Genomic DNA, 22502 nt, shown 5'->3' on the forward strand with positions numbered 1-22502 from the left:
GTCGTGCTCGAGCTGGTCGCCGCCGAACCGCCCGATCACCCAGGTGGACAGCCGGTCCATCTCCTTGCGCCCGCCGCTTTGCGCCACGTCCAGGAACCAGCCCAGCACCTCAGCCCGCGAGGCTGTCGGCACCAGCGGCGCCACCTTCTGGGCTTCCTTCAGGGCCTTGTCGGCACAGGCCAGGGACACCTGCCCGGCCCGCAGCGCCCGGGTGAGGGTCTGGTTGTCCGCCTTGGTGCTGGCCGCGGCGAGCCGGGCGATCCGGTGGCCCTCGGTGGTGTCGGGGTGCGGGGAGTGCGCGGCCACCCACTGGGCGGTGGAGGCCGCGGTGGACTCGGCCACCACGCCGCGGGTCTGCGCCTCGGCGGCCACCGCGACCCGGGCGGCGTCGGCGCGGGCGACCAGCACGCCGAGGTCGTCCATCAGGGCGGTCAGCTCCTCGGTGCCGCCCTGCCACAGCACCCCCTCCACCCCGCTGAGCAGTTCGACGGCAGCGCTGACCGCGGCGCGTCGCTCGGCCAGCCGCGCGGTCGCGTCGGCTGCCGGCTCCTCCTCCGGTCGCTGCTGGTCGTCGAACATGCGTACGACTCTATCGGACCTGACCGACACCCCGCCAGGCCGCTGTGGACCAATCCCCTTGCGAACAGGTCACATTCACCCCCGACTTATCCACATGGGGTCAGCTCAGCCCCGACGTCATCCACAGCCACCGAACCGCCGGTTGCCACGACCGTGAGCGCAGCTCATCGCGAGGGCGTGAAAAGGCGGGCAGCGCAGCGCGAGGCAAGCACACGGCATACCGCGTGCCCGCCTCCGCCGTCACAGCGGCAGCGTCCTCAGACGAGGACTCGTGCCCTCACCGGAGGGGCCGCCTCTTCACCGGAGGAACTGCGCCGAGTAGGCGGCGTGCGCGTCACCGAGCCGCAGCATCCAGTCGGCGACGGCGATCTGCACCTCGTGCCCGGTCTGGCTGTCGCGGTAGGTGATGACCATCGACTGGGTGGCGCCCTGCCAGCTCGCGCGGTACCAGTGGCCGCCACCGGGGTCGGCGTCGTCGAACAGCGTGTTCACGACGGCAGGTGTCGCGTAGTAGGACGCGGCGACCCGGTCGCCCCGACCCCACGCCCGAATGAGCGCGTCACCCCACGCGAGCGGCCCCAATGCGGGCGGTTCGCCCTGGAAGCGCGCGGTGTATGCCGCGTGCCAGCCTCCCGGACCACGCAGACCCAGGTCGTGGATCCCCACGGTCAGGTTCCCGCCCCGGGCGTCGTCGTGGTAGGTCACGTAGATCGTGCCCGCCGCGCCCTGCGAGAACGTCCGACGCCAATGGATGCCACCGGGATTCGCCTGGTCGAAGAGCTGGTCGGCCACTGCGGGCGTGGCGTAGCAGTAGGTGGCGGCGACGTCCCCGCGACCCCACGCACGGACGAGCTGGTCGGCATACGCCACGGAGTCGAGGTTGGTGACCGGAGCCATGCCGTCACACGTGGTGCTGCTCGAGGGCTCGGCAGACACGGTGTGGGCACTGGCGATTGCAGCCGGAGACCAGCCGAGAGCGGCTCCCCCCAGACCGAGTGTCGTGGCCGCGACCATGCCGGCGGCGACCATCCGTGGGACCTTGTTCATCACGCACCCCCGTGGTGCTCGTTGCGCGTGGCCCGCACCGGGTCACCTTCTTGAGACGACTGGCGGAAGTGCGGGGTTGGCGGTTCGGGGGTCCTGCGTGGATCCAGCGTGGTCTGTCTGCGGGGGCGTCTCCGGGACTCAGGTCGACGTGGACACCGCCTCCACGCTGACCCGCTGCACCAGCTGCACGGGGTGGCCGTCCGGGTCCTCGACGAAGGCCACCCGCAGCCGCCCGTCGAGGAAGGGATGGGGGGCCGCGTGGTCGGCAGCGCCCGCCTGCAACGCCATCGCGTGGGCGCCGTCCACGTCGTCGGTCCAGAGCGTGAGGCAGGCACGATGGCCCTCCGCGACGGGAGTGATGCCGTGGCTCTCTGCCGCCGGCCCCGGGAGGGCGAGGCCGAGGCCGAACCCGCCGAGGGCCATCTCGATCTTCACCGGCGCCTCCGCGCTGGTGCGAAAGGTCTCCCGGAAGCCGAACCGCTGGTAGAAGGCCGCGGCCCGCTCGCAATCGCTGACGAACAGGATGACCTGGGGGTCGGTGAAGTTCATGCCGTCGATCCTCCCGTATCTGCTGAGCCGTCGCGAGGAGGTGGATGACAGGATCGGAGCATGGACCTCCAGCAGTTCCTGGACCTCGTCGGCCGCGGAACCGTCGTCGAGGGCGGCTCAGAGGCGCACCTGTTCATGCACCGGACAGCCCAGGAGTCGCTGCAGGTGGTGGCCGAGCTCAACACCGGGTATGGATCACCATCGGGGACGGGACGCTCATCGGGCACGGCAGCATCGTGACGACGCTGAACCACGCGGTGGACCCAGACCGGCGGGCGGACATGATCCCGGCGCCCGTCGCGATCGGCCGCAAGGTGTGGCTGGGCGCAGGCGTGACCGTCGTGCCCGGCGTGACGATCGGTGACGGCGCCATCGTCGGCGCCGGCGCGCTCGTGACGAGGGACGTGCCGGCCGACGCGGTCGTGGCCGGGGTCCCCGCCAAGGTGATCCGCAGGACCGGGTTCGAGGCCGCTGCCCGTTGATCCGCCGCTGATCCGCGTCCCACGCCGGGGGCTCGACATCGGGCGGTCGACCACGGGGACATCAGGCGGTCGTGCGCAGGTAGCGGCCGAAGTGCGGCACGGTGAACGCGATCCGGCCCCGCTCGCCGCTGTAGATCAGGCCCTTCTTGAGCAACGAGTCCCGGGCCGGCGAGAGCGACTGCGGCTTGCGCCCGAGCAGTTTCGCGACCTCGGCGGTGGCCACCGCCTCGGCACCGTCCGGGTCCGCAACGTCCGCCATGGCCCGCAGGTACTCCCGCTCCGCCGGGGTGGCCCGTTCGTAGCGCGAGCCGAAGAAGCCCACGGCCAGCTCGCCCTCCGCCTCCGGGCCGGCGACGGCGACGTCCTCGGCGGTGATGGGGCTGCGCGGCGCGACGTCCCACGCCACCTTCCCGTAGGCCTGGATGAAGTACGGGTAGCCGCCGGTCGCGGCATACATCGCCTCGAGGGCCTCGGGCGCGAACTCGGCGTCCTCCTCCTTGGCCGGGGACTGCAGGGCCCGGTCGGCGGCCTCCCGGTCGAGCCGGTCGATGCGCGAGTAGCGGAAGAGCCGCTCGCTGTAGGACTTGCTCGCCGAGAGCACGGCGGGCAGGTGGGGCAGGCCGGCCCCCACCACGATCAGGGGCAGCCCGCTCTGGCTGATCTCGTGGCAGGCGGCGCACAGCGCGGAGACGTCCTCGGCGTGCAGGTCCTGCATCTCGTCGATGAAGACCGCGACCCCCTTGCCGACGTCTGCAGCGAGTCCGCCCACGTCGGTCAACAGCTCGACGAGGTCGATCTCGATGTCGCCGGAGTCGGCCCGCCCGGCGACCGCGGCCGCATCGATACCGGGGTTCCACCGGTCCCGCAGCTTCGCCCCGGCCGCGGCATCCCGCTGGGCGAAGGCCTTGACGACCCCCAGGACGTGGTCGACGTCATCGCGCTGCGGGTGGCCGAGCTCGCGGACGGCGACGTGCAGGGCGGCGGACAGTGGGCGCCGCAGCCGCTGCTCCGGCCGCGCCTCGAGCTTGCCGGTCCCCCAGTGCGCCCGCACCGCCGTCGAGCGGAGGGCGTTGAGCAGCACGGTCTTGCCGACCCCGCGCAGTCCCGTCAGCACGATCGACCGCTCGGGGCGGCTGCGGGCGATGCGTTCCAGCACCACGGAGAAGCTCTCCAGCTCGACGTCGCGGCCGGCGAGCTCGGGGGGACGTTGGCCGGCGCCGGGCGCGTACGGGTTCCTGATCGGGTCCACGATCGGAGACTATGGGGCTGTCTAGCGTTGCCCCGAGACGTGGGGATACTTCCCGATCGCGTGTCGCGGCACCGGAGGGACCCGGCCTGCGCCCTGCGGACACCGCCGACCCCTGCCGCTGCGGCCGGATGTCTGCCACAGTTCAGCCGTGGGTGACATCGATCGGGGACCTCGTGGGGGGATGTATCAGGAGCGGCGCTCGGCGCTCCTAGTCGACGAGCGGCCGGGGAGCGGTCGGGGCGAGACAGCGCCACCGGCCCCGGAACCGACCACCCGGAGAAAGGCACGGTGAGGGGGCGATGAGCATCGACCACCAGTCGTCGTCGCCCGCGACGATCCCGGCCACCAGTGCCGGCTCATCCGTGGTGTCCACCTCGGTCTGGACGACGTCAGCGGACCTGTTCCGGCGCTGGCAGCTCGGCGACCCGACGGCGCTGGACGACCTCGTCCGGACGCTGAGCCCGGTGCTCTGGCAGCTGGTCCGGGCCTACGGCCTGGACCGGCACCGCGCGGAGGACGTGGTGCAGTGCACCTGGCTGGCCCTCGTGCGCCGCCGGCACTCGATCACCGACGCCGGCGCGGTGGGCGCTTGGCTGACCACCACCGCGCGGCGCGAGGCGTGGCGGACGCTCAAACGGGACCACCGCTCCCAGCCCGCCGACGACGAGGTGCTGGCTCGGCACGTGCCCGACCACCGCTCGGCCGAGGGCGAGGTCGTGACCCGGGACGAGCACGCCCGGCTGTGGGCCGGTGTCAACCAGCTCCCCGAGCGCTGCCGCCGCCTGCTCCGCGTGGTGGCGTTCGCCGACCGGCCCGACTACGCCGGGATCGCCGCGGACCTCGGGATGCCGGTCGGCAGCATCGGGCCCACTCGCGGCCGGTGTCTCGACAAGTTGCGAACGCTCCTCGTGGAGCAGGAAGGAGGCGGGCATGGCTGACACGTGGCAGCCCGAAATCGACGAGCTGGCCGCGATGTGGCAGGCCTACGATCCCATGCCCGCCGGGCTGGCCGAGACGGTCCTCGTCGCCCTCGCGATGGAGGACTTGGACCAGCAGTACGAGCTGCTCCACCTCGTCGAGCGCACTCGCGAGCTGGCCGGCGCCCGCGGTGACAACGAGGCCCTGACCGTCGTCTTCACCGGCGGCGAGCTGTCGCTCATGTTGCGGATCAGCCCGATCGGTGAGCGCGAACGCCGCCTCGACGGGTGGATCTCTCCCGCCCGTGCGGCCCGCGTCACGGTGCGCCAGCAGGACGCGACGTGGAACTCGACCGCCGACGGACTCGGCCGCTTCGAGATCGCCCGGCTGCCCAGCGGCCTGTCCCGGGTGGTCCTCAGCGCGGAGTCCGAGGCCCCCCAATCGGGTTCGGCGGACACGCAGGCCACGACGCCCACCGAGGACGGCCACCTCTTCGCCACGCCCGCCTTCGAGGTCTAGCCAGGCCCAGCGCCCCTCCGCGGCGTCGCCCCGACGCCGCCGCTCCCCAGGAGTTCGCATGCCCCAGCCCGACAGCCCCACCCAGCACCCGCAGCACGGCCGGCGCCCCGACCGCGACCCCGTGCCGCCGCCGCACGGGCACCTGCCCGACCGCAGCGCGCGTGCCCTGGACCCGCGCACGGCGGTCAGCGTCGCCGGGATCGCCCCCCGCTCCACCCTGTATGTCGGTACGCACCTGCTCGTCTCGTCGCAACGGGACAGCGCGGAGACGCTGGCGCGCCTCAACGAGGTCGCCGGACCGCTGGGGTGGGAGGTGCTCGTCGACGACGACTACGCCTGTGCCCGGGTCGCGCCCACGTTCGGCGCCGGCGGACACGACCACGGCGGGCACGGCCACGCGGAGCACCGTCACGAACCGGGCGGCGGGACGAGCGCTGCTGACCCTTGCGGCTGCGACCATCGAGCACCGTTGGGCCTCCACCGTTTCGTCGTGCGCATCCGGGAGGGCCAGGCGGCCGCGGCACCGGACGGCTGGTCGCTGCTGCAGCACGCCCGGGCGCGGTTCGGGCGCGATGCGCTGCACGGTGTCGGGCTGGACCATCTCATCCAGACCACGCCGGTGGAGGAGTCGAACCCGGTCGAGGAGTCCAACCCCGTCGAAGAGTCCAACCCGGTCGAAGAGTCCAACCCCGTCGAGGAATCCAACCCCGTCGAGGAATCGAACCCGGCCCGCAGCGAGGCGGTGGCGTCGTACGGACGCCTCGGCACGGGGGGTCGCCAACCCATCGCCTTCACCGGGCGCGCACCCCACCGCCGCGCGAGCCGCGACATCAATGGCCGCCGCCCCGTCGTGGCCGTCCTCGACACCGGCTGCGGCGCGCACGCGTGGCTCGACGACGTCGTCGACACCCGGCTCGAGCTGGACGGCGAGCCCATCGGGTTCACCGATCCCGCGACCGACCCGGAGGTGACCGGCAACGTCGTCGGCGGGTTGGACGGCGAGCTCGACCCCCTCGCGGGGCACGGCACGTTCATCGCCGGCCTGGTGCACCAGGCCTGTCCCGACGCCGACATCGTCACCGCCCGGGTCGTGGCGGCCGACGGGCGGATCATCGAGTCGGAGTGGCTCGACGCCCTGGTCCGCGTCGCCGAGCTGGTGCGCCGGCACGCCGCCGGCGAGCCCGGCGGGCGGCCCATCGACGTGCTGAACCTCTCGATGGGCTACTACCACGAGACCCCACAGGACCTGCTCTTCGACCCGGTCCTCGCGGGGGTGCTCGAGACGCTGGGCCGGTGCGGCACCACGGTCGTCTGCTCGGTGGGCAACGACGCGACCGCGCGTCCCTTCTTCCCCGCGGCCTTCGCGCCGTGGAGCGACGGCAAGGGCGGCCGACCCGCCGGCCGCGACTGCGTGCCGGTCGTCTCCGTGGGCGCGCTCAACCCCGACGGCCGCACGGCGGCGCTATTCAGCAACGCGGGACCGTGGGTGCGCCACTACGTGCCGGGCGCGTGCGTGCTCAGCACCAGCCCCGCCTTCCAAGGCGGGCGGCAGGCGCACGCCAGCACCACGGCATACGGCATGACCCGGCAGTCTCTGGACCCGGACGACTTCCGGGGCGGCTTCGCCATCTGGAGCGGCACCTCGTTCGCGGCGCCGCTGGTGGCCGGGCAGGTCGCCGCCCGGCTGGTCGACCACCTGCCCACCGACCGCGAGGACGTGGCGGTCACGGTCGCCCGCAGCTGGGGCGCCGTCACGGCCGTCACCGGCATCCGCTGCTGACCGCGCGTCACCGGCCGCCACGTCTCCGCCGGGGTGCCTCACCTTGGTGCCCCGGCGCGGCGCCGGGCGGACCTCATGGCACCGGCGGAGCAGAACCGGCCATGATGGGCGGGTGCTGGGCGCCGGGGAGCTCCACCGACGGGGACTGGAGAGCGCGAACGCGGGTCGTCATCGTGCCGCCCGTCGTGACTACCTGCTCGCGCTGCAGCGCGCGACCGACGACGAGACGATCGCGCGGATCGAGCTGAGCCTCGCCTACGTCGAGTCCGAGCTCGGGACGGCCGCGCGCGGGCTCGAGCTGTGCCACCACGCCCTCGCCCTGCCGGACATCCCGGACGAGGTGCGCGGCCTGGTCCACGGCCAGCTGGGGATGCTGCAGATGCGGGCCGGCGACGGGGAGGCCGCCCTCGTGTCCCTCGCGGAGGCCGAACGGCTGCTGCCGGCGACCGAGCACCGGGCGCTCGGCAACGCCCACCTCGCCCGCGGCAACGTCCACCTCCAGCGGCGCGACGTCACGGCGGCGCGGCACGCCTTCCGGGCCGCCGATGAGCACTACGCGGCGGCCGGTCTGGTCCGGCAGCGGATGAAGGCCCGGCACAACCTCGGCTACACCCACCTGCTGGCCGGTGACATCCCCACGGCCCTGCGGCTGATGCAGGAGGCGGCCCCCACCTTCGCCGAGCTGTCACCCGTCTACGAGGCCGTCGGCGCCCAGGACCGTGCCGAGGCCCTCCTCGCCGCCGGTATGCCGGAGGACGCCGCCTCCGCGCTGCGCACCTCCGCGCGCGCCTTGGCCTCGCGCGGCATGCGACAGCGGCAGGCCGAGGCGCTGCTGGTGCTGGCCCGCCTGCTGCTGACCGAGGACCCGGCCGAGTCGCGCCGAGTGGCGCGCCGGGCGATGCGGTTGTTCGCCGGGCGCGGCAGCGAGGTGTGGGCGCTGCGCGCCGAGGCGGTCGCCGTCGCCGCCGACGTGCTCGCCGGCCGGGACACCGACCGGGAGCGCGCGGCGGCGCTCGGCCGGGAGCTGCGCGGTCACGGGCTGCACCGCGACGCCGGGCAGCTGGCCCTGCACGTCGCCCGGGCGGCGGTGGAGTCCGGCGACCTGGCGACGGCCGCCCGCCTCGTCCGCCGGACCCACCCCGGACCGGACGCGCCCCTCGGGAACCGGCTGCTGCGCCACGAGGTCCGAGCTGAACTGGCCGCCGCGCGGCAACGACCGGCGCACGCCCTCGAGGAGGTGCGGGCCGGCCTGGCCGAGCTGCACGAGTGGCAGTCCTCCTTCGGCAGCCTCGACCTGCAGAGCTCCCTCGTGGGCCACGGCCGGCGGCTCGCCCTCACCGGACTCGGCCTGGCCCTGGCCGACGGCCGACCGGAGGTGGCGTTCGAGTGGGCCGAGCGTGCCCGTGCCCTGGCCGTGCGCGTCGCGCCCGTGCGGCCGCCCGCGGACCCCACGACGGCAGCCGAGCTGGTCGAGCTGCGCGAGCTCTTCGCCACCCTCGGCTCCGGCGCGGACCACGGGCCCGGCACCACCGCGGCCCGGCGGCGGGTCGCCGAGCTGCAGCAGTCCATCCGCGAACGAGCTTGGCAGGGTGAGGGGTCCGGCCGGGTCACCGACCCGGTTTCGCTCGAGGCGGTCTCGGAGGTGCTCGCCGCGACCGGCGGCGCGCTGGTCAGTCACCTCGTCGTCGAGGAGCACCTATACGGCGTCGTCGTCGCCGGGGGCACCGCCAAGCTGGTCGACCTCGGTTCGTTCGCTCCGGTGCGCCAGCTGCTGCAGGGGCTGCAGGCCGACCTCGACATGATGGCCACCCACCTGCCGGGCCCCCTGCGCCGCGTCGTGCAGGCCACCCTGCAGGACCGGCTCGCCCAGCTCTCCGGGCACCTGCTCGCGCCGCTCGGCGACCTCGGCGACGGTCCGGTCGTGCTCGTCCCCTCCGGTGCGCTGGCCGGGACCCCGTGGTCGATGCTGCCGGCGCTCACCGGCCGGCCGCTGACCGTTCCCCGCTCGGCGAGCCTGTGGGTGCGGCGGCACGGGGACCGCCGGTCGCCGCGCAGCGCCGGATTCGTCGCCGGGCCTCGGGTGGCCCGTGCCGAGGAGGAGATCTCGCACGCGGCGCGGGCCTGGCCGGACCCGCCGGTGCTCGGGGTCGCCGAGGCCCGCGCGGCCGCCGTGAGCGAGGTCGCCGGCGCCGTCGACGTCCTGCACGTCGCCGCGCACGGCCGGCACTCCGCGGACAACCCGCTGTTCTCCGGGCTCGAGCTCACCGACGGGCCGTGGTTCGGCTACGACATCGACCGCCTCGCCGCCGTGCCGCAGACGGTCGTGCTGTCGGCCTGTGAGCTCGGCCGCTCCACCGTCCGCTGGGGCGAGGAAGCCCTCGGTATGACGACCGCCTGGCTGCACGCCGGATCGCACGCGGTCATCGCCTCACCCGCGAGCGTGGACGACGACGTCGCGTGCGCGGTGCTGTCCCGGGTGCATGACCGACTCGCGGCAGGCGACCACCCGGCATACGCCTTGGCGACGGCGACGCGCGGGCTGGCGGACCAGCTGTCCTCGCCGTTCCTCTGCTACGGCGCGGGGTGGTGAGCCCGGGCGTTCTGGGGTCGGGGACCAGAGGTCGAAAGAAATCTGGCGCCCGGATGTATCAGGAGGGACAGTGGGGTCTCTTTGCTGGTGTGAGCCACCACCGCACAGGGGCCCGACGCAGGGGGTCGGGTCGCTGAGCGGGTGATGTGGGGGCCGGGGAACAGGGACCCCGGACGGGGGGCCGCAGGGGAGCAGGACCGGCGGGTTCGGAATGGGGACCGTACCCGCCGGTCCTTCGCTGCGGTCATCGGGCCGCCATGATGGGCCTGTGCTGCACCTGCGCCTGCGTGTCCCCGGGGAACTCGTCGACCGCGTCGTGGCGCTGTTCGAGTCCGAGCGCAGCGCGGTGAACCTCCTCGTCCTTCCGCAGGCCTACCGGGACCCGGTGGGAACGATGGTGATGGCCGACCTGCCGCGGGAGAGCGCCGAGCCGGTGCTCAGCGCGCTGCACGAGCTGGGCGTGTCCGACCGCGGCTCGATCACGATCGTCGACGACCAGGTGGTCATCAGCAAGGCGGCGGAGGAGGCCGAGCAGGCAGCGCCCGGTGATCCCGAGGACGTGGTGATCTGGGACCTCATCGAGGACCAGGCCCGCGAGGACGCACGGTTCACCTTCGCGTTCGTCGCCTTCCTCGCCCTGGCCACGCTCATCGCCAGCATCGGGCGGTTGCAGGACCAGCCGATCCTCATCATCGCGGCGATGATCGTCGGTCCCGAGTTCGGGCCGATGGCGGCGATCTCCCTGGCGTTCGTGCGGCCGAAGTGGGAGCTGCTGCCGCGTGCCGTCGGCACGCTGGTGGGCGGCTACCTGCTGGCCCTGGCGGTCTCGTCGGCCGTGTGGACCGTCGTCTACCGACTCGGCGGCTTCACTGCCGCACACCTGCACCACGGGCCGCGGACCGACTTCATCGTGCAGCCCAACGTGTGGTCCTTCGTCATCGCGGTCCTCGCCGGAGTGGCCGGCATCCTGTCGCTGACGACGGACAAGTCGTCCAACCTGGTCGGGGTGTTCATCTCGGTCACGACGATCCCCGCGGTCGGCACGCTGTCGCTGGCCGTCGCCACCCTGGACGCCCACTTCGCCAAGGAGTCGATCTACCAGCTCGTCATCAACATCGCCGGCATCATCGGCTCCGGCATGGTGACGCTGGCGGTGCAGCGGCTGGTGTGGTGGCGCCGCGGAGCCGGTCCGCGCCGCCGGCTGTCCCGCGCCGCGAGCACCGGGTCCGGGCACAGCGGCGGGCAGCCGTGGCAGCGGCACGGCCTCCCCCGGTGACCCGGGCTACTTGACGATGGGGGCCTCGCCGTTGCCGGCGACCATCTCCTTGCCGGCCGCGGCCCAGGCGCGCATGCCACCGTCGACGTTGGCGACGTCGAAGCCCTGCTGCAGGAGCCACTGCACCGCACGGCCGGACCGGCCGCCGCTGCGGCACACGATCGGCAGGGTCTGCGCGTCGTCGGGCAGGTCGGCGAGCCGGGCGGGCAGGTCGCCGAGCGGGATGTGCACGGCGGACGGGGCGTGCCCGACCTCCCACTCGTCGGGTTCGCGGACGTCGACGATCGTGGCGTCGTCGGGCAGCTCGTTCACGGCAACGGTCGGGATCTGGACCATGCGGCCATCCTGTCATCCGCGCTCGGCGGGCACCGCCCGGGCTCTTCACGCCGGCGTGAAGAACGCCGCCCCAGCCCGGCCGACCCACCACACCACCCACGCCGGCGTGAAGAACGCCGCGGCGGCGCCGTGCTACTTGAGCAGCCGCGACATCCGCCGGTCGGCCAGCGGCTTGCCACCGGTCTGGCAGGTGGGGCAGTACTGCAGCGCCGAGTCGGCGAACGAGACCTCCCGCACCGTGTCGCCGCAGACCGGGCACGCCGCGCCGGCACGGCCGTGCACCCGCATGCCTGCCCGCTTGGCGTCCTTGAGCTCCTTGGCCGGCTTGCCGCTCGCGGCCGCCACGGCCTCGCGCAGCGTCTGCTGCAGCGCGGCATACAGGTGCTCCACCTGCTCGGCGTCCAAGGAGGCGGCGAGCGCGAACGGCGACAGCTTCGCCGCGTGCAGGATCTCGTCGGAATAGGCGTTGCCGACCCCCGCGAGGACGCTCTGGTCGCGCAGCAGCCCCTTGATCTGCGTGCGGCGACCGCGGAGCAGCTCCGCGAACCGCTCGAGGCTGAAGTCGTCGGCCAGCGGGTCCGGCCCGAGCGAGGCGATGCCGGGCACCTGCTGCGGGTCGGTGACCAGGTAGGCGGCGAGCCGCTTCTTGGTGCCGGCCTCGGTGAGGTCGAAGCCGCTGCCGTCGGAGAAGCGCACGCGCAACGCGATCGGCGACTTGCCGGGGCGCAGCATCGTCGTCGGCATCGCGTCGGACCAGCGCAGCCACCCGGCGCGGGCGAGGTGGAAGACGAGGTGCAGCCCCTCCGCCTCGAGGTCGACGAACTTGCCGTGCCGGGACACCCCGGACACCGGCAGGCCGGCGAACGCCTGCGGCGGCGGGTTGAACGTCTTCAGGACGCTGATCGACCCCAGCTCGACGGCGGTGACGGCGAGGCCGTCGGTGCGCTCGCGCAGGTAGTCGGTGAGGGCCTGGACCTCGGGCAGCTCGGGCACGGCACCATCCTGTCAGCCGCGAGACGGGACGTCCCGCGCCTGCCGCCACCCCGCGGGCGCACCCGGCGCCGGGCCGGCGCCGTCCCCCAGCGGAGCGGGGCGCGCGATACCGTGCCAGGCGAGCAGGCGCAACAGCCCGTGGCCGTCGGGGGCGCGCACGACCGGCACCGCCGCCCCGAGCTCCCGGGTGTCGTGGCGGTGCCACGGCCCGGCCGCCGCCAGCTCCTCGTTCGGCACCGGCAGCCCGTGCGAGAGGACCTGCTCCTGCGGGGTCAGCTGACGGATCGCGATCGCCGCGACGCGGTCGGGCCGCTCGCTCGCGAAGTCACCGTAGGTCGTCGGGTCGTGCTGCCCATCGTCCCCCACGAGCACCCACCGCACGTGCGGGAACTCGCGGGCCAGTCGGTGCAGCGCCTCCCGCTTGTGCTGGACGCCGCTGCGGAACCACCCGGTGTTGGTCGGGCCCCAGTCGGTGAGCAGCAGCGGCCCGGCCGGGTAGTCGTGCCGCCGCAGGAACCGGACCAGCGTCGGGGCGCTGTTCCACGCACCGGTGGACAGGTAGAACACCGGCGCGCCCGGGTGCTCGGAGAGCAGCTCGCGATAGAGCTCGGCCATCCCCGGCACCACCCGCCGCGACCCCGCCCGCCGCACGAACGTGTTGTATGCCGCGATCAGCGGCCGGGGCAGCCGCGTCACCATGACGGTGTCGTCGATGTCGCTCACCAGGCCGCGGCGCACCTGGGATCCGATGACCTGCACCTGGCCACGCGACCGCGGCGCGTTGTCCGCCTCGATCGTGACGTCGTGCCACCCCTCCGGCAGCCCGTGCCGGGAGACCGTGACGTCCACGTAGCCCTGCCGGTCCGTCCGGGTGTGCACCACCCGCCTCCCCACGCGCACCGTCACCGGCACGTCGATGGCCGGTGCCGTGAGGAAGGCGCGCCAGCCGCGTTGCAGGTTCTCGGCCTCCTCGAGCTCCTCCTCCGAGGCCGCCGCGTGGTCACCCGCCGGCTTGTCCGTGCGGTCCTGCGGCCGGGCCAGCAGCACCCGTCCCAGCACCCGCACCCACTCGGAATTTTCTCGCGGCTCCTGCGACGTCGCTGAGGGTGTCCCGTACCCCGTGTGCCCGATCGCCCGGTTGTGCCACCCGCGCCGGCGCAGCACGTGCTCGACGCGGCGGAACACCGCGTCCTCGATCACCGCAGCGACGTGGGGCCGTGCCATGCACCCGAGGGTATGCCGAGCGCTCGCCGCACGCCCCGACCCACCGATCGCGGACCTCACCCCTCCGGTCCGACCTCACCCGAACGGGTGAGTTTTACCGTTTCTTGGGCATAACCCTGCCAAGTCTTGACCGGGGTGCCTACGGTCGGGAGCAAGCCGCAGGGCTCGGGGGACGAGTCCTGAAGGGGTTCGGGGGCGAGCCGCAGGGCTTGGGGGATGAGGAGGGGACCGATGTCTCGTTGCCGCACCGCACGAGGCGTGCCGTGACCGCCCGCTCGGTGCTGGCACAGCGGGCCGGGACGACCGTGCGCACCGAGGCGGCCCGGGTCGCCGCGACGCCGCGACCGGAGCCCGCCCCGGCCACCGAGTTCGTCCCGCCGGCCGCCGCTTCGTGGCTTCGCTCGTGGGCGGCGCGCTTCCCGCGCTTCGCCACCCTGGTCCTCGTCGGCGACATCACCGCCTTCCTCGGCAGCCTGCTCCTCATCCCCCTCCTCACCCGCGCCCACGTCCTCTTCCTCGTGCTCATGGTGGGGAGCTACGCCTGGCTCGGCCTCTACCGGGCGCGGATCACGCTCTCCGTGCTCGACGACATTCCCCAGCTGCTCGGCGGCTGCGCCCTGGCGGTCGCCCTGAGCATGACGGTTGCCGTCGTCAAGGGTGAGGGCACCGCCGACGTCGGCCTGCTCTGGCGGGCCGGGCTGTTGCTGGCCGGGGTCCTGGTCGTGCGGGTCCTCGGCTACGCCCTCCTGCGCGCACTGCGCCGGGCCGGTCTGACCGTGCGTCGGGTCGTGGTCGTCGGAACCGACGAGATCGGCCTCACCGTGGCACGCCGCATCCAGGAGCATCCCGAGCACGGGCTCCGCCTGGTCGGATTCGTCGATGCCGACCCGCCCCTCGTCGGCCCGCCGTTGACCGCACCGTTGCTCGGGGGACAGGACGACCTCGCGGCGATCCTGCAACGGCACCGGGCGGACGTGGCCGTGGTCGGCTTCCTGCAGGAGCGTGGCGTGGACCTCCTCGGGCACCTGCGCCGCTGCGCCGCCCTGCCCTGCGAGGTCTACGTGGTGCCGCGGCTGATGCAGCTGCCCGCCCGCAACCGCACCGCCGACCAGGTCTGGGGCGTGCCGCTGCTGCGGGTCCGCCAGCCGGTGTTCCAGAGCCTCGCCTGGCCGGTCAAGCGCCTGTTCGACGTGCTGCTCGCCGCCGTCGCCCTCCTCGTGACGGCACCGGTGCTGGCGGTCGCGGCCCTCGCCGTCCGGCTGGAGGGAGGCCCCGGCGTCATCTTCCGTCAGGAGCGCGTCGGCCTCGACGGGCGGCCCTTCACGGTCCTCAAGCTGCGGTCGCTGAAGCCGGCGACGCTGCAGGACGCCGCCGAGCGCTGGTCGATCAGCGACGACGAGCGGATGGGACCGGTCGGCCGGTTCATCCGGACCACCTCCATCGACGAGCTGCCGCAGCTGTTCAACGTGCTGCGCGGTGACATGAGCATCGTCGGACCACGGCCCGAACGGCCGTACTTCGTCGAGCAGTTCGCCCAGCAGTACCCGGACTACCTCGACCGGCACCGGGTGCCGGTCGGGCTGACCGGCTACGCCGCCGTCAACGGCCTGCGCGGCGACACCTCGATCGCCGAACGGGTGGAGTTCGACAACCTCTACATCGAGTCCTGGTCCCTCTGGCTCGACGCCAAGATCTTCCTGCGCACCTTCGCCGCCGTCCTGCGAGGCGATGGTTCGTGACCCTCACCAGCTCCCCACCCCCACCCCAGGACCTGCGCCGGCGCACGTTCGGCGGCGTGGTCTGGAGCTATGCGACCTTCGTGTCCGGCAAGGGCGCCGCCGTGCTCACCACGGTCGTGCTCGCCCGACTCCTCACGCCGAGCGACTTCGGCCTGGTCGCGGTCGGGCTGCTGTGCATCAACTACCTCGACCGGGTCAAGGACCTCGGCATCGGCTCGGCGCTCATCCACACGCGCGACGAGTCCCGCCGCACCCTCGGCACCGGCATCACCGTCACGTTCGTGTCCACGACGGCGCTGTCGCTGCTCGCGTTCGCAGCCGCGCCACTGGCCGCCGACTTCTTCCACAACGACGACGTCACCGGCGTGGTGCGGGCCCTGGCCGTGGCCTACTTCGTCTCCGGCCTCGGCATCGTCCCGGACAGCCGGCTGCGGCGCTCCCTGGACTTCCGGCGTCGCACGATCCCGGAGGTGTCCGGCGCCCTGGTCAAGGGCGGCGTCTCGATTGCCTTGGCCGTCGCGGGGTTCGGCGCCTGGAGCCTGGTCTGGGGCCAGGTGGCGGGGACCGCCGTGGTGAGCGTCCTCGACTGGTGGCTGGCCGGCATACGGCCGTTCCTGGCCTGGGACGGCACGTCGGCCCGCGACCTGCTGCGCTACGGCCTCCCGCTCATGGCCGTGGCGGTCCTCGGCGTCGTGGTCGACAACCTCGACTACCTCGTCGTCGGGCGTCGGATGGGTGAACGCGAGCTGGGCCTCTACACCCTCGCCTACCGCGTGCCGGAGCTGCTCGTCCTCAACTTCCTCGTCGTGGTCAGCATGGTCCTCTTCCCGTCGCTGTCGGCGCTGCAGCACGACCGGCCGGCGATGCGGCGCGCCTACCTCGACGCCCTCCGGCACGTCACCCTGGTCACCCTGCCCCTGGGCGTGGTCGTCGCGGGGCTCGCGCCGGAAACCATCACCGTCCTGTTCGGCCCGCGCTGGGAGGCGGCGATCGTGCCCGCCCAGCTGCTCGCGATCGCCACCCTGCTCTACTCGATCTCCTTCCACGCCGGCGACGTCTACAAGGCCATCGGCCGGCCGGGGATCCTCAACACCGTCGGCATCCTCAAGGTGGCGGGGTTCGCCCCGGTGCTCTGGTGGGCCGCCGGGCACTCCCTGGTGGCCGTCGCGGCCACGACAGTCCTGCTGCAGCTGCTGTTCACCGGGCTCAAGCTGGGCATCGCCGGGCACGTGCTGGACATCGCGCCGGCGCAATGGTTCTCGACGCTGCGGCCGGCCCTGGTCTGTGGCGGCCTCCTGGCCGTGCTGCTCGTCGGCATGCGCTGGTCGCACCTGCCGCTGCTCCACACCAGCACCCCACCGTGGCTGCGGCTGGCCGTCCTCGGCGCCGCCGCCCTCCTGCTGTATGCCGGCTGCCTGCGTTGGCAGCAGCCGGACCTGTTCCGGGCGCTCACCGGGCGCTTCCGCACGCTCGGCCGCCCAGCGGCCAGGACGACAGGAGGTCGGTCATGACCGGCATCGCGACCCTGCTGCCGATGCTGCCCGACGTGCAGGGCGCCCGGGTCGTCCTCGACGTGCCCGACACCCAGCTCGAGAGCGCGCTGCGCCGGGCCGGCGCGCGCAGCGTCGAGGACTGGGCCGCGACCGGGGTCGGCGGAGATCGGGGGACCGCCGACCTCATCCTGCTGCGCGGACCCGGCGCCGCGCTCCACGCCGGCCGGGCCGGCGAACTCCTCGCTCCCGGAGGCACCTTGGCGCTCTTCGTCCCCCACCGCAGCCTCGGCCGCCGCCACGACGGCGCCCTGGGCGTCGAGCAGGGCGAGCTGCTGCTGCGCTGCGCCGGGCTGGTCCCGCACACCGCCTACGGCGTGCGACCGGACCTCATCGCGCCGGGCTTCACGGTGCCGTTGCGTCCCGTCGACGCGCTGCCGCACTTCGCCACCGACCTGCACCGCCCCTGGTCGACGGCGGCCACGCTGGCGGGGCCGCTGCTCACCCATCTCCCCCACGGCCGGGAGGCGCTGCTGCCGGTGCTCCTGCTGCGCGCCACCGCGCCGCAGACCGGCACCTCGACGCGGCCGCCGAGGCTCTCCTTCACCGACCGGCTCCTGGCCGACGCGCGCCGCCACCTGCCGGGAGCCGACGCGGACGCGTTGGCAGCGCTGCAGATCAGCGGCCACGGGGGGCACCGCTCCTACCTGCTCTACAGCCACCGTTCGCCCTACCCGCTCGCCGTCGCCAAGGTCGCCGCGACGGACGCGATGGCCACCGCGCTGTCGGCGGAGCAGCAGTCGCTGGAGCGGGTCCGGGCCCTCCCCTCGCGCGGCGAGTGGACCCAGCAGACGGTCCCGGAACCGTTGGCGTGCTGGCGGATCGGCACCACCACCGTCCTGCTCGAGACGTGTCTGCCCGGGCAGCAGCTCACCGCCAAGGTGCGCCGTCGGGTGCGGGTCGGCGTCCACCACGCGCGGGAGGACCTCGCCCTCCCGCTGGCCTGGCTGTCGGACCTGCAGCACAGCAGCGCGCACGGCACCGCCTTCCTGCTCGATCCCGACCTGGTCGCCCGCGCCGCGATGCACCGTCCCTACGGCGTGCCCGTCGGCCAGTGGGAGGCGTTCGCCGCCGCCGCCGCTGAGTCGGCGCGGGAACGCGCCGGCCTGCCGGTGCCCGCGGTGCTCTCCCACGGCGACCTCTGGCCCGGCAACCTGCTGGTCGGCGGCCCCGCCGGGCTGGCGGTCCTCGACTGGGAGGCGTCGCGACCGGACGGCTCACCCGTCTCCGACCTGCTCTTCCTGCTGCTGACCTACCTGCAGCTGGCCGAGACCCGCGGCACGACACCGCCGTCGCTCGGCACCGTACTGGCACGGCACCTGCTGACGGGCGCGACGGGCGCGAGCGGGACGGCATACCGCCTGTTCACCGAGCACCTCGAGCAGCTGGGCCTGCCGGCGGGGGCCGGCCCGGCACTGCTGGCGCACGAGCTCCGCAGCCGGGACCTATCGGGAGGCGGGGGGCGGCCACGCGCGCACGCCGAGAGGAGCAGCACGTGAAGGTCCTCACGGTCATCGACTCACTCGGCTTCGGCGGCGCCGAGCGGCTCCTGCCCACCCTCGCCGCCGCCGGGCCGGCCGCCGGCCTGGAGCTGGTCGTCGCCAGCCTCGAGCCGCAGACCGCCGAGCGCAGCGTGATGGTGCCCCGATTGCAGGCCGCCGGGGTGGCGCCGCGCTACCTCGACGTCAGCCGGCTGGCCGAGCGCGGAGCGGTCGGCCGGGTCGCCGACGCCATCCGCCGCTCCGGCTGCGACGTCGTGCACGCCCACCTGGGCACGTCGAGCACCCTCGTCCCGCGGGCCGCCCGACGGACCGGCGTCCCGTGCTTCTGCACCCTGCACACGCTGCCCGAGCAGTTCGGGGGGCGCAGCCTGCTGCGGGAACGGCTGTGCGTGGAGTCGGCCGGCCGCAGCAACGGGCTGCTGTTCGTGAGCGAGGCCGCCCGTGCGGCGTACGCCCACCGCTACCGCGCTCGGCCGAGCTGGCGTGTGGTGCACAACGGGATCGACCTGAAGACCTGGGCCCCCGGGGCGGGGGGCTTCCCGGAGGACCTCGGGCTGCCGTGGGGCGTGCCGGTCGCCAGCATCGTCGCGGCCCTGCGCGCGCCCAAGGGCCACGCGCTGGCCATCGCCGCCTGGCGGTCGGTGCTGCGCCGGGTTCCCGATGCCCACCTGCTCATCGTCGGCGACGGGCCGGAGGAGCCGATGCTGCGCCGGCTGGCGGAACGCACCGGCGTCGCCCGCCACGTGGTCTTCGCCGGCCGCCGCGACAGCGAGTCCGAGACGGCGGACATCGTGCGCGCCAGCGACGTCGTCCTGCTGCCGTCCTACACGGAGGCGCTGCCCACCACGCTCATCGAGGCCGCTGCCTGCGCGCGACCCGTGGTCGCCACCGACGTCGGCGGCACGGGTGAGGTGGTCGACCACCGGCGCACCGGTCTGCTCGTGCCGCGCGGGCAGATCGCCGCGCTGGCCGACGCGGTCAGCGACCTGCTCGTCGACGAGGACCGCCGGCGGCGAATGGGGCTGGCCGCCCGCCGCCACGCAGAGCTGCACTTCGACATGCACGACTGGGCAGCGACGCTGCACGACCTCTACGCCGACGCACTGGAAGCCCTTGCCGCCCCCGCCGTGGCCGGAGGGCTGGGCTGATGGACGCCCACTCGCCTGCCACGCCGCTGGTCACCGTCGTGGTCCCCGCTCTCGACGAGGAGCAGGCGATCGGCGGCTGTCTCGCGTCCGTGCTCGCGCAGTCCGAGCACCGCCTGGAGGTGCTCGTCGTCGACGGTGGCTCCCGGGACCGCACCCGGCAGGCCGTGACCGGGATGGCCGCCACGGACCCGCGGGTTCGCCTGCTGCACAATCCCGCCCGCGGGATCCCGCAGGCGCTCAACGTCGGTCTCGCAGCCGCCCGCGCTCCCTGGCTGGTCCGGGTGGACGCGCACTCGACGGTGCCGCCGGACTACGTCGCCCGGGCGCTCGGCCACCTGCAGACCGGCCGCTGGGGCGGGGTCGGCGGCCGCAAGGACGCGGTCGCCGGCACCGCCACGGGCCGGGCGATCGCGGCCGCCCTCGGCTCCCGCCTGGGGGTCGGTGGGTCGACCTACCACCACGGAACCACCGCGCAGGTGGTCGACCACGTCCCGTTCGGCGCCTACCCCACGGAGCTGCTGCGGTCCCTCGGTGGCTGGGACGAGGCGATCCCGGCCAACGAGGACTTCGAGCTCGACCACCGGGTGCGCCTGTCCGGCCGGGAGCTGCTCTTCGACCCCGACCTGCGGATCGCTTGGCACTGCCGCGAATCCGTCGGTGACCTGTTCGCGCAGTACCGTCGCTACGGCCGGGGCAAGGCCGCCGTCGCGCGCAAGCACCCGGGTTCGCTGCGGCCCCGCCACCTCGTGCCGCCGGTGCTCGTCGGCTACCTCGGAGTGGCCGCGCTCAGCGCGCTCCGTCGCCCCGTCGCGCTGCTCGCCGTCCTGCCGTATGCCGGAGTGCTGGCCCTCGGTGCCACGGTCACCGGCCGCGGCCTCACCGGCAGCGGGCGCGCGCGGCTGACCGCGGCGCTGCTGGCCATGCACACCGGGTGGGGACTGGGCGTGTGGGAGGGGCTGGCGGCCCAGTTCCACGACCGGGAGGCGAGACCCTGATGCGGATCACCCTGGTGGAGTTCAACCCCTCCGGAGGCCTGTTCCAGTTCGCCTTCCAGCTGGGCGAGGCACTGGCGGGGCGGGGGCACGACGTCGAGCTGGTCACGGGGCCGGACCCGGAGTTCACCTCCTCGGTCGCGGGCCTGCGCGTCGTCAGCCTGCTGCCGACCTGGCACGCGGGGGCCCGCGACGTCCGCTCCCCCTGGCACCGCAAGGCCGAGCGCGCCGGCCGGGGGATCCGGTATGCCGCAGCCTGGCTCCGCCTCGCCGCCTACCTGCGTGCCCAACGGCCGGAGGTCGTGCAGTGGGCGTCGTGGCGGTTCGCGCTCGACGGCGTGGCCGTGCGCTCCGTCGCCGGCGCCCTCCCGGGCACGGTGATGGCCGACCTGGTGCACAGCCCGCGGGCGTTCGTCGAGCAGCACTCGACCGCCCGGCCGGCCGAGGGCACCGAGGGTCTCTTCAAGCAGGGGCGGGCCTTCCACGGGGCGCTCGGGTCGGCATACCGCTGCCTGGACGTGGCCTTCGTGCTCGGTGAGCGGGCCCGCGCCGAGCTGCTCGAGCAGTGGCCGACGGTGCGGCGGGTCGAGGTGCTGCCACACGGCGACGAGGGCGTCTTCGCCCGCGGTGCGCAGCAGCCACCCGCGGGGGACTGCCCGCCGGTGGCACTCTTCTTCGGCACGTGGACCCGCTACAAGGGGCTGGACCTGCTCCTGGAGGCGTTCGCGCTCGTGCGTGCCGAGTTGCCCGAGGCCCGGCTCGTCGTCGCCGGCGACGTGAGCGGCGACCTCGACGTGGCCGAGGTGGAGCGGTTGGCGGCGCGGGTGGGCGGGGTCGAGCTGCGGCCCGGGTACGTCCCGGCCGAGGACGTGGCGCCCCTGGTCGGGACCGCCCGGGTGGTGGTGCTGCCCTACCGCGCCGTGTTCCAGAGCGGGGTCGCCCACCTGGCGCAGACCTTCGCCCGCCCGGTGGTCGCCACGGACGTGGGCGACCTCGCCGCCGTCGTGGCCGACGGGCGCAGTGGCCTCGTGGTGCCGCCGGCCGACCCGCCGGAGCTGGCCGCCGCCGTGCTGCGCCTGCTGCGTGACCCGGCGACCGCGAGCGCCTACGGAGCAGCCGGCCGCGAGGACCTCCGCCGTCGCGGGTCGTGGAGCGACGTGGCCGCCACGGTCGAGGCGGTCTACCTCGACCTCGTGGGCGACCTCGCCGCAGGAGCGAGACACACGGCCCGGCCACGCCGGGGAAGCGCCGTCCGCGGACCGCGACCACGTCCGGCACAGAACCGAGTTCCCGCACCAGCAAAGGGAAGAACGCCATGATGCACCTGCACCGTCCTCGCCGGGGCACCCGACGGAGCCCTCGGCTGGCCCCGCGTGTCCGACAGCTGCGCACGCTGGGACTGCTCCGGCTGAGCGTCGTCACCGGCGTGGGGGTCGCCCTGCTCGTCGCCGTCGCGGCGAGCCTCTTCGCGGGCCACCGCCCCGGCGGCTGGCAGGCCCACGCCAGCGCCGTGGTGCTCCCCCAGACGAAGTCCTCCGCGGATGCGGCGAACTACTACGAGACGCTGAGCAACGGCCAGCTGGTCTCCACCGTCGCCCAGCTCGTGGACCGGCCACGCTACCTGCGCACCGCCGCACACGACCTCGGCCTGTCCGCCGAACCCGGTGCTGGCGTGACGGTTTCGGCGGCCGCGGTCCCGGAGACGGCCGTGGTCACGGTGACCACGGAGGCGCCGACCTCGCGGGCCGCCGAGCAGATCGCCGACCGCGTGCTGGCGCAGGCCACCCCCGACGTGGACGCACTCGTCCCGCCCTACCGGCTCAAGCCCGTCAGCTCCGCCGCCGGGACCGCCACCGAACGCGGTCTGTCCGCGAGCGCCTTCGCCGTGATCGCCGCCCTCGTCGCGCTGGTGGCGGGCACGGCTGCGCAGCAGCTGGTCTACCAGCTCGGGCTCGCGCGGCGGCGGGGCGCGGCCGCCACCCGCATCGCCGCCGACCGCGATCAGCGGCGCTCCCTGCGCACCGTCTGA

The 22502-nt window shown here is 74.1% G+C and carries 20 protein-coding genes and 1 pseudogene; 14 read left to right on the plus strand and 7 right to left on the minus strand.

Annotated elements, in window-relative coordinates:
* From VFL99_RS04055 to VFL99_RS04065, 3 genes and pseudogenes are all read right to left on the minus strand, one after another.
* Window positions 1-579: pseudogene (locus tag VFL99_RS04055) on the minus strand (hypothetical protein); the annotation flags it as partial.
* A 297-nt stretch (window positions 580-876) separates the two neighbouring features.
* Entirely contained in the window at window positions 877-1626 is a 750-nt protein-coding gene (locus VFL99_RS04060; RefSeq protein WP_325105052.1) for a hypothetical protein, read from the minus strand.
* Between the two features lie 138 nt (window positions 1627-1764).
* Entirely contained in the window at window positions 1765-2175 is a 411-nt protein-coding gene (locus VFL99_RS04065) for a VOC family protein (protein ID WP_325105053.1), read from the minus strand.
* A 60-nt stretch (window positions 2176-2235) separates the two neighbouring features.
* Between VFL99_RS04065 and VFL99_RS04070 the strand changes: the two genes are divergently transcribed.
* Together VFL99_RS04070 and VFL99_RS04075 are read left to right on the plus strand one after the other, a co-directional pair.
* Window positions 2236-2415: a hypothetical protein gene (locus VFL99_RS04070; protein ID WP_325105054.1), complete on the plus strand. Its 180-nt coding sequence runs from the start codon at window positions 2236-2238 to the stop codon at window positions 2413-2415.
* The gene (locus tag VFL99_RS04075) at window positions 2412-2657 is read left to right on the plus strand and encodes a DapH/DapD/GlmU-related protein (RefSeq protein ID WP_325105055.1); all 246 of its coding nucleotides are present in this window, start codon (window positions 2412-2414) and stop codon (window positions 2655-2657) included. The genes VFL99_RS04070 and VFL99_RS04075 overlap by 4 nt, the downstream gene beginning before the upstream one ends.
* A 61-nt stretch (window positions 2658-2718) precedes the next feature.
* Here VFL99_RS04075 and VFL99_RS04080 read toward each other — a convergent pair whose 3' ends face one another.
* Window positions 2719-3906 (minus strand): ATP-binding protein, encoded by a 1188-nt coding sequence (locus VFL99_RS04080; RefSeq protein WP_325105056.1) that lies wholly within the window; start codon window positions 3904-3906, stop codon window positions 2719-2721.
* Between the two features lie 299 nt (window positions 3907-4205).
* Between VFL99_RS04080 and VFL99_RS04085 the strand changes: the two genes are divergently transcribed.
* From VFL99_RS04085 to VFL99_RS04105, 5 genes are all read left to right on the plus strand, one after another.
* On the plus strand, window positions 4206-4844 hold the full coding sequence (locus VFL99_RS04085) for an RNA polymerase sigma factor (protein WP_325105057.1): 639 nt from the start codon (window positions 4206-4208) through the stop codon (window positions 4842-4844).
* Complete coding sequence (locus VFL99_RS04090; RefSeq protein ID WP_325105058.1) at window positions 4837-5343, plus strand: hypothetical protein; 507 nt, start codon at window positions 4837-4839, stop codon at window positions 5341-5343. Before VFL99_RS04085 ends, VFL99_RS04090 begins: the two co-directional genes overlap by 8 nt.
* A 58-nt stretch (window positions 5344-5401) precedes the next feature.
* Complete coding sequence (locus VFL99_RS04095) at window positions 5402-7123, plus strand: S8 family peptidase (protein WP_325105059.1); 1722 nt, start codon at window positions 5402-5404, stop codon at window positions 7121-7123.
* A gap of 112 nt (window positions 7124-7235) precedes the next feature.
* Window positions 7236-9713, plus strand: coding sequence for a CHAT domain-containing protein (locus VFL99_RS04100; RefSeq protein ID WP_325105060.1), 2478 nt, complete (start codon window positions 7236-7238; stop codon window positions 9711-9713).
* A 268-nt stretch (window positions 9714-9981) separates the two neighbouring features.
* Window positions 9982-10989, plus strand: a complete 1008-nt coding sequence (locus VFL99_RS04105) for a DUF389 domain-containing protein (RefSeq protein ID WP_325105061.1) — start codon at window positions 9982-9984, stop codon at window positions 10987-10989.
* A gap of 6 nt (window positions 10990-10995) precedes the next feature.
* Here the strand turns inward: VFL99_RS04105 and VFL99_RS04110 are convergent, their stop codons facing one another.
* The 3 genes from VFL99_RS04110 to VFL99_RS04120 all read right to left on the minus strand — a co-directional run bounded on the left by VFL99_RS04110 (window position 10996) and on the right by VFL99_RS04120 (window position 13542).
* A complete protein-coding gene (locus VFL99_RS04110; protein WP_325105062.1) occupies window positions 10996-11325 on the minus strand; it encodes a rhodanese-like domain-containing protein in 330 nt (109 codons plus the stop codon).
* A gap of 132 nt (window positions 11326-11457) precedes the next feature.
* Window positions 11458-12318, minus strand: a complete 861-nt coding sequence (locus tag VFL99_RS04115; protein ID WP_325105063.1) for an Fpg/Nei family DNA glycosylase — start codon at window positions 12316-12318, stop codon at window positions 11458-11460.
* Window positions 12319-12330: 12 nt separating this feature from the next.
* Window positions 12331-13542: an App1 family protein gene (locus VFL99_RS04120; protein WP_325105064.1), complete on the minus strand. Its 1212-nt coding sequence runs from the start codon at window positions 13540-13542 to the stop codon at window positions 12331-12333.
* Window positions 13543-13805: 263 nt separating this feature from the next.
* Between VFL99_RS04120 and VFL99_RS04125 the strand changes: the two genes are divergently transcribed.
* The 7 genes from VFL99_RS04125 to VFL99_RS04155 are packed head-to-tail and all read left to right on the plus strand — an operon-like array spanning window position 13806 to window position 22502.
* Complete coding sequence (locus VFL99_RS04125) at window positions 13806-15281, plus strand: sugar transferase (protein ID WP_325105065.1); 1476 nt, start codon at window positions 13806-13808, stop codon at window positions 15279-15281.
* Window positions 15278-16792, plus strand: a complete 1515-nt coding sequence (locus tag VFL99_RS04130; protein ID WP_325105066.1) for a lipopolysaccharide biosynthesis protein — start codon at window positions 15278-15280, stop codon at window positions 16790-16792. Before VFL99_RS04125 ends, VFL99_RS04130 begins: the two co-directional genes overlap by 4 nt.
* Window positions 16789-18330 (plus strand): phosphotransferase, encoded by a 1542-nt coding sequence (locus tag VFL99_RS04135; protein ID WP_325105067.1) that lies wholly within the window; start codon window positions 16789-16791, stop codon window positions 18328-18330. The genes VFL99_RS04130 and VFL99_RS04135 overlap by 4 nt, the downstream gene beginning before the upstream one ends.
* Window positions 18327-19481, plus strand: a complete 1155-nt coding sequence (locus tag VFL99_RS04140) for a glycosyltransferase (RefSeq protein ID WP_325105068.1) — start codon at window positions 18327-18329, stop codon at window positions 19479-19481. The genes VFL99_RS04135 and VFL99_RS04140 overlap by 4 nt, the downstream gene beginning before the upstream one ends.
* Complete coding sequence (locus VFL99_RS04145) at window positions 19481-20476, plus strand: glycosyltransferase family 2 protein (protein ID WP_325105069.1); 996 nt, start codon at window positions 19481-19483, stop codon at window positions 20474-20476. Before VFL99_RS04140 ends, VFL99_RS04145 begins: the two co-directional genes overlap by 1 nt.
* Complete coding sequence (locus VFL99_RS04150) at window positions 20476-21792, plus strand: glycosyltransferase family 4 protein (RefSeq protein ID WP_325105070.1); 1317 nt, start codon at window positions 20476-20478, stop codon at window positions 21790-21792. Before VFL99_RS04145 ends, VFL99_RS04150 begins: the two co-directional genes overlap by 1 nt.
* A complete protein-coding gene (locus tag VFL99_RS04155) occupies window positions 21789-22502 on the plus strand; it encodes a YveK family protein (RefSeq protein ID WP_325105071.1) in 714 nt (237 codons plus the stop codon). The genes VFL99_RS04150 and VFL99_RS04155 overlap by 4 nt, the downstream gene beginning before the upstream one ends.

This window comes from Segeticoccus sp., assembly GCF_035708005.1.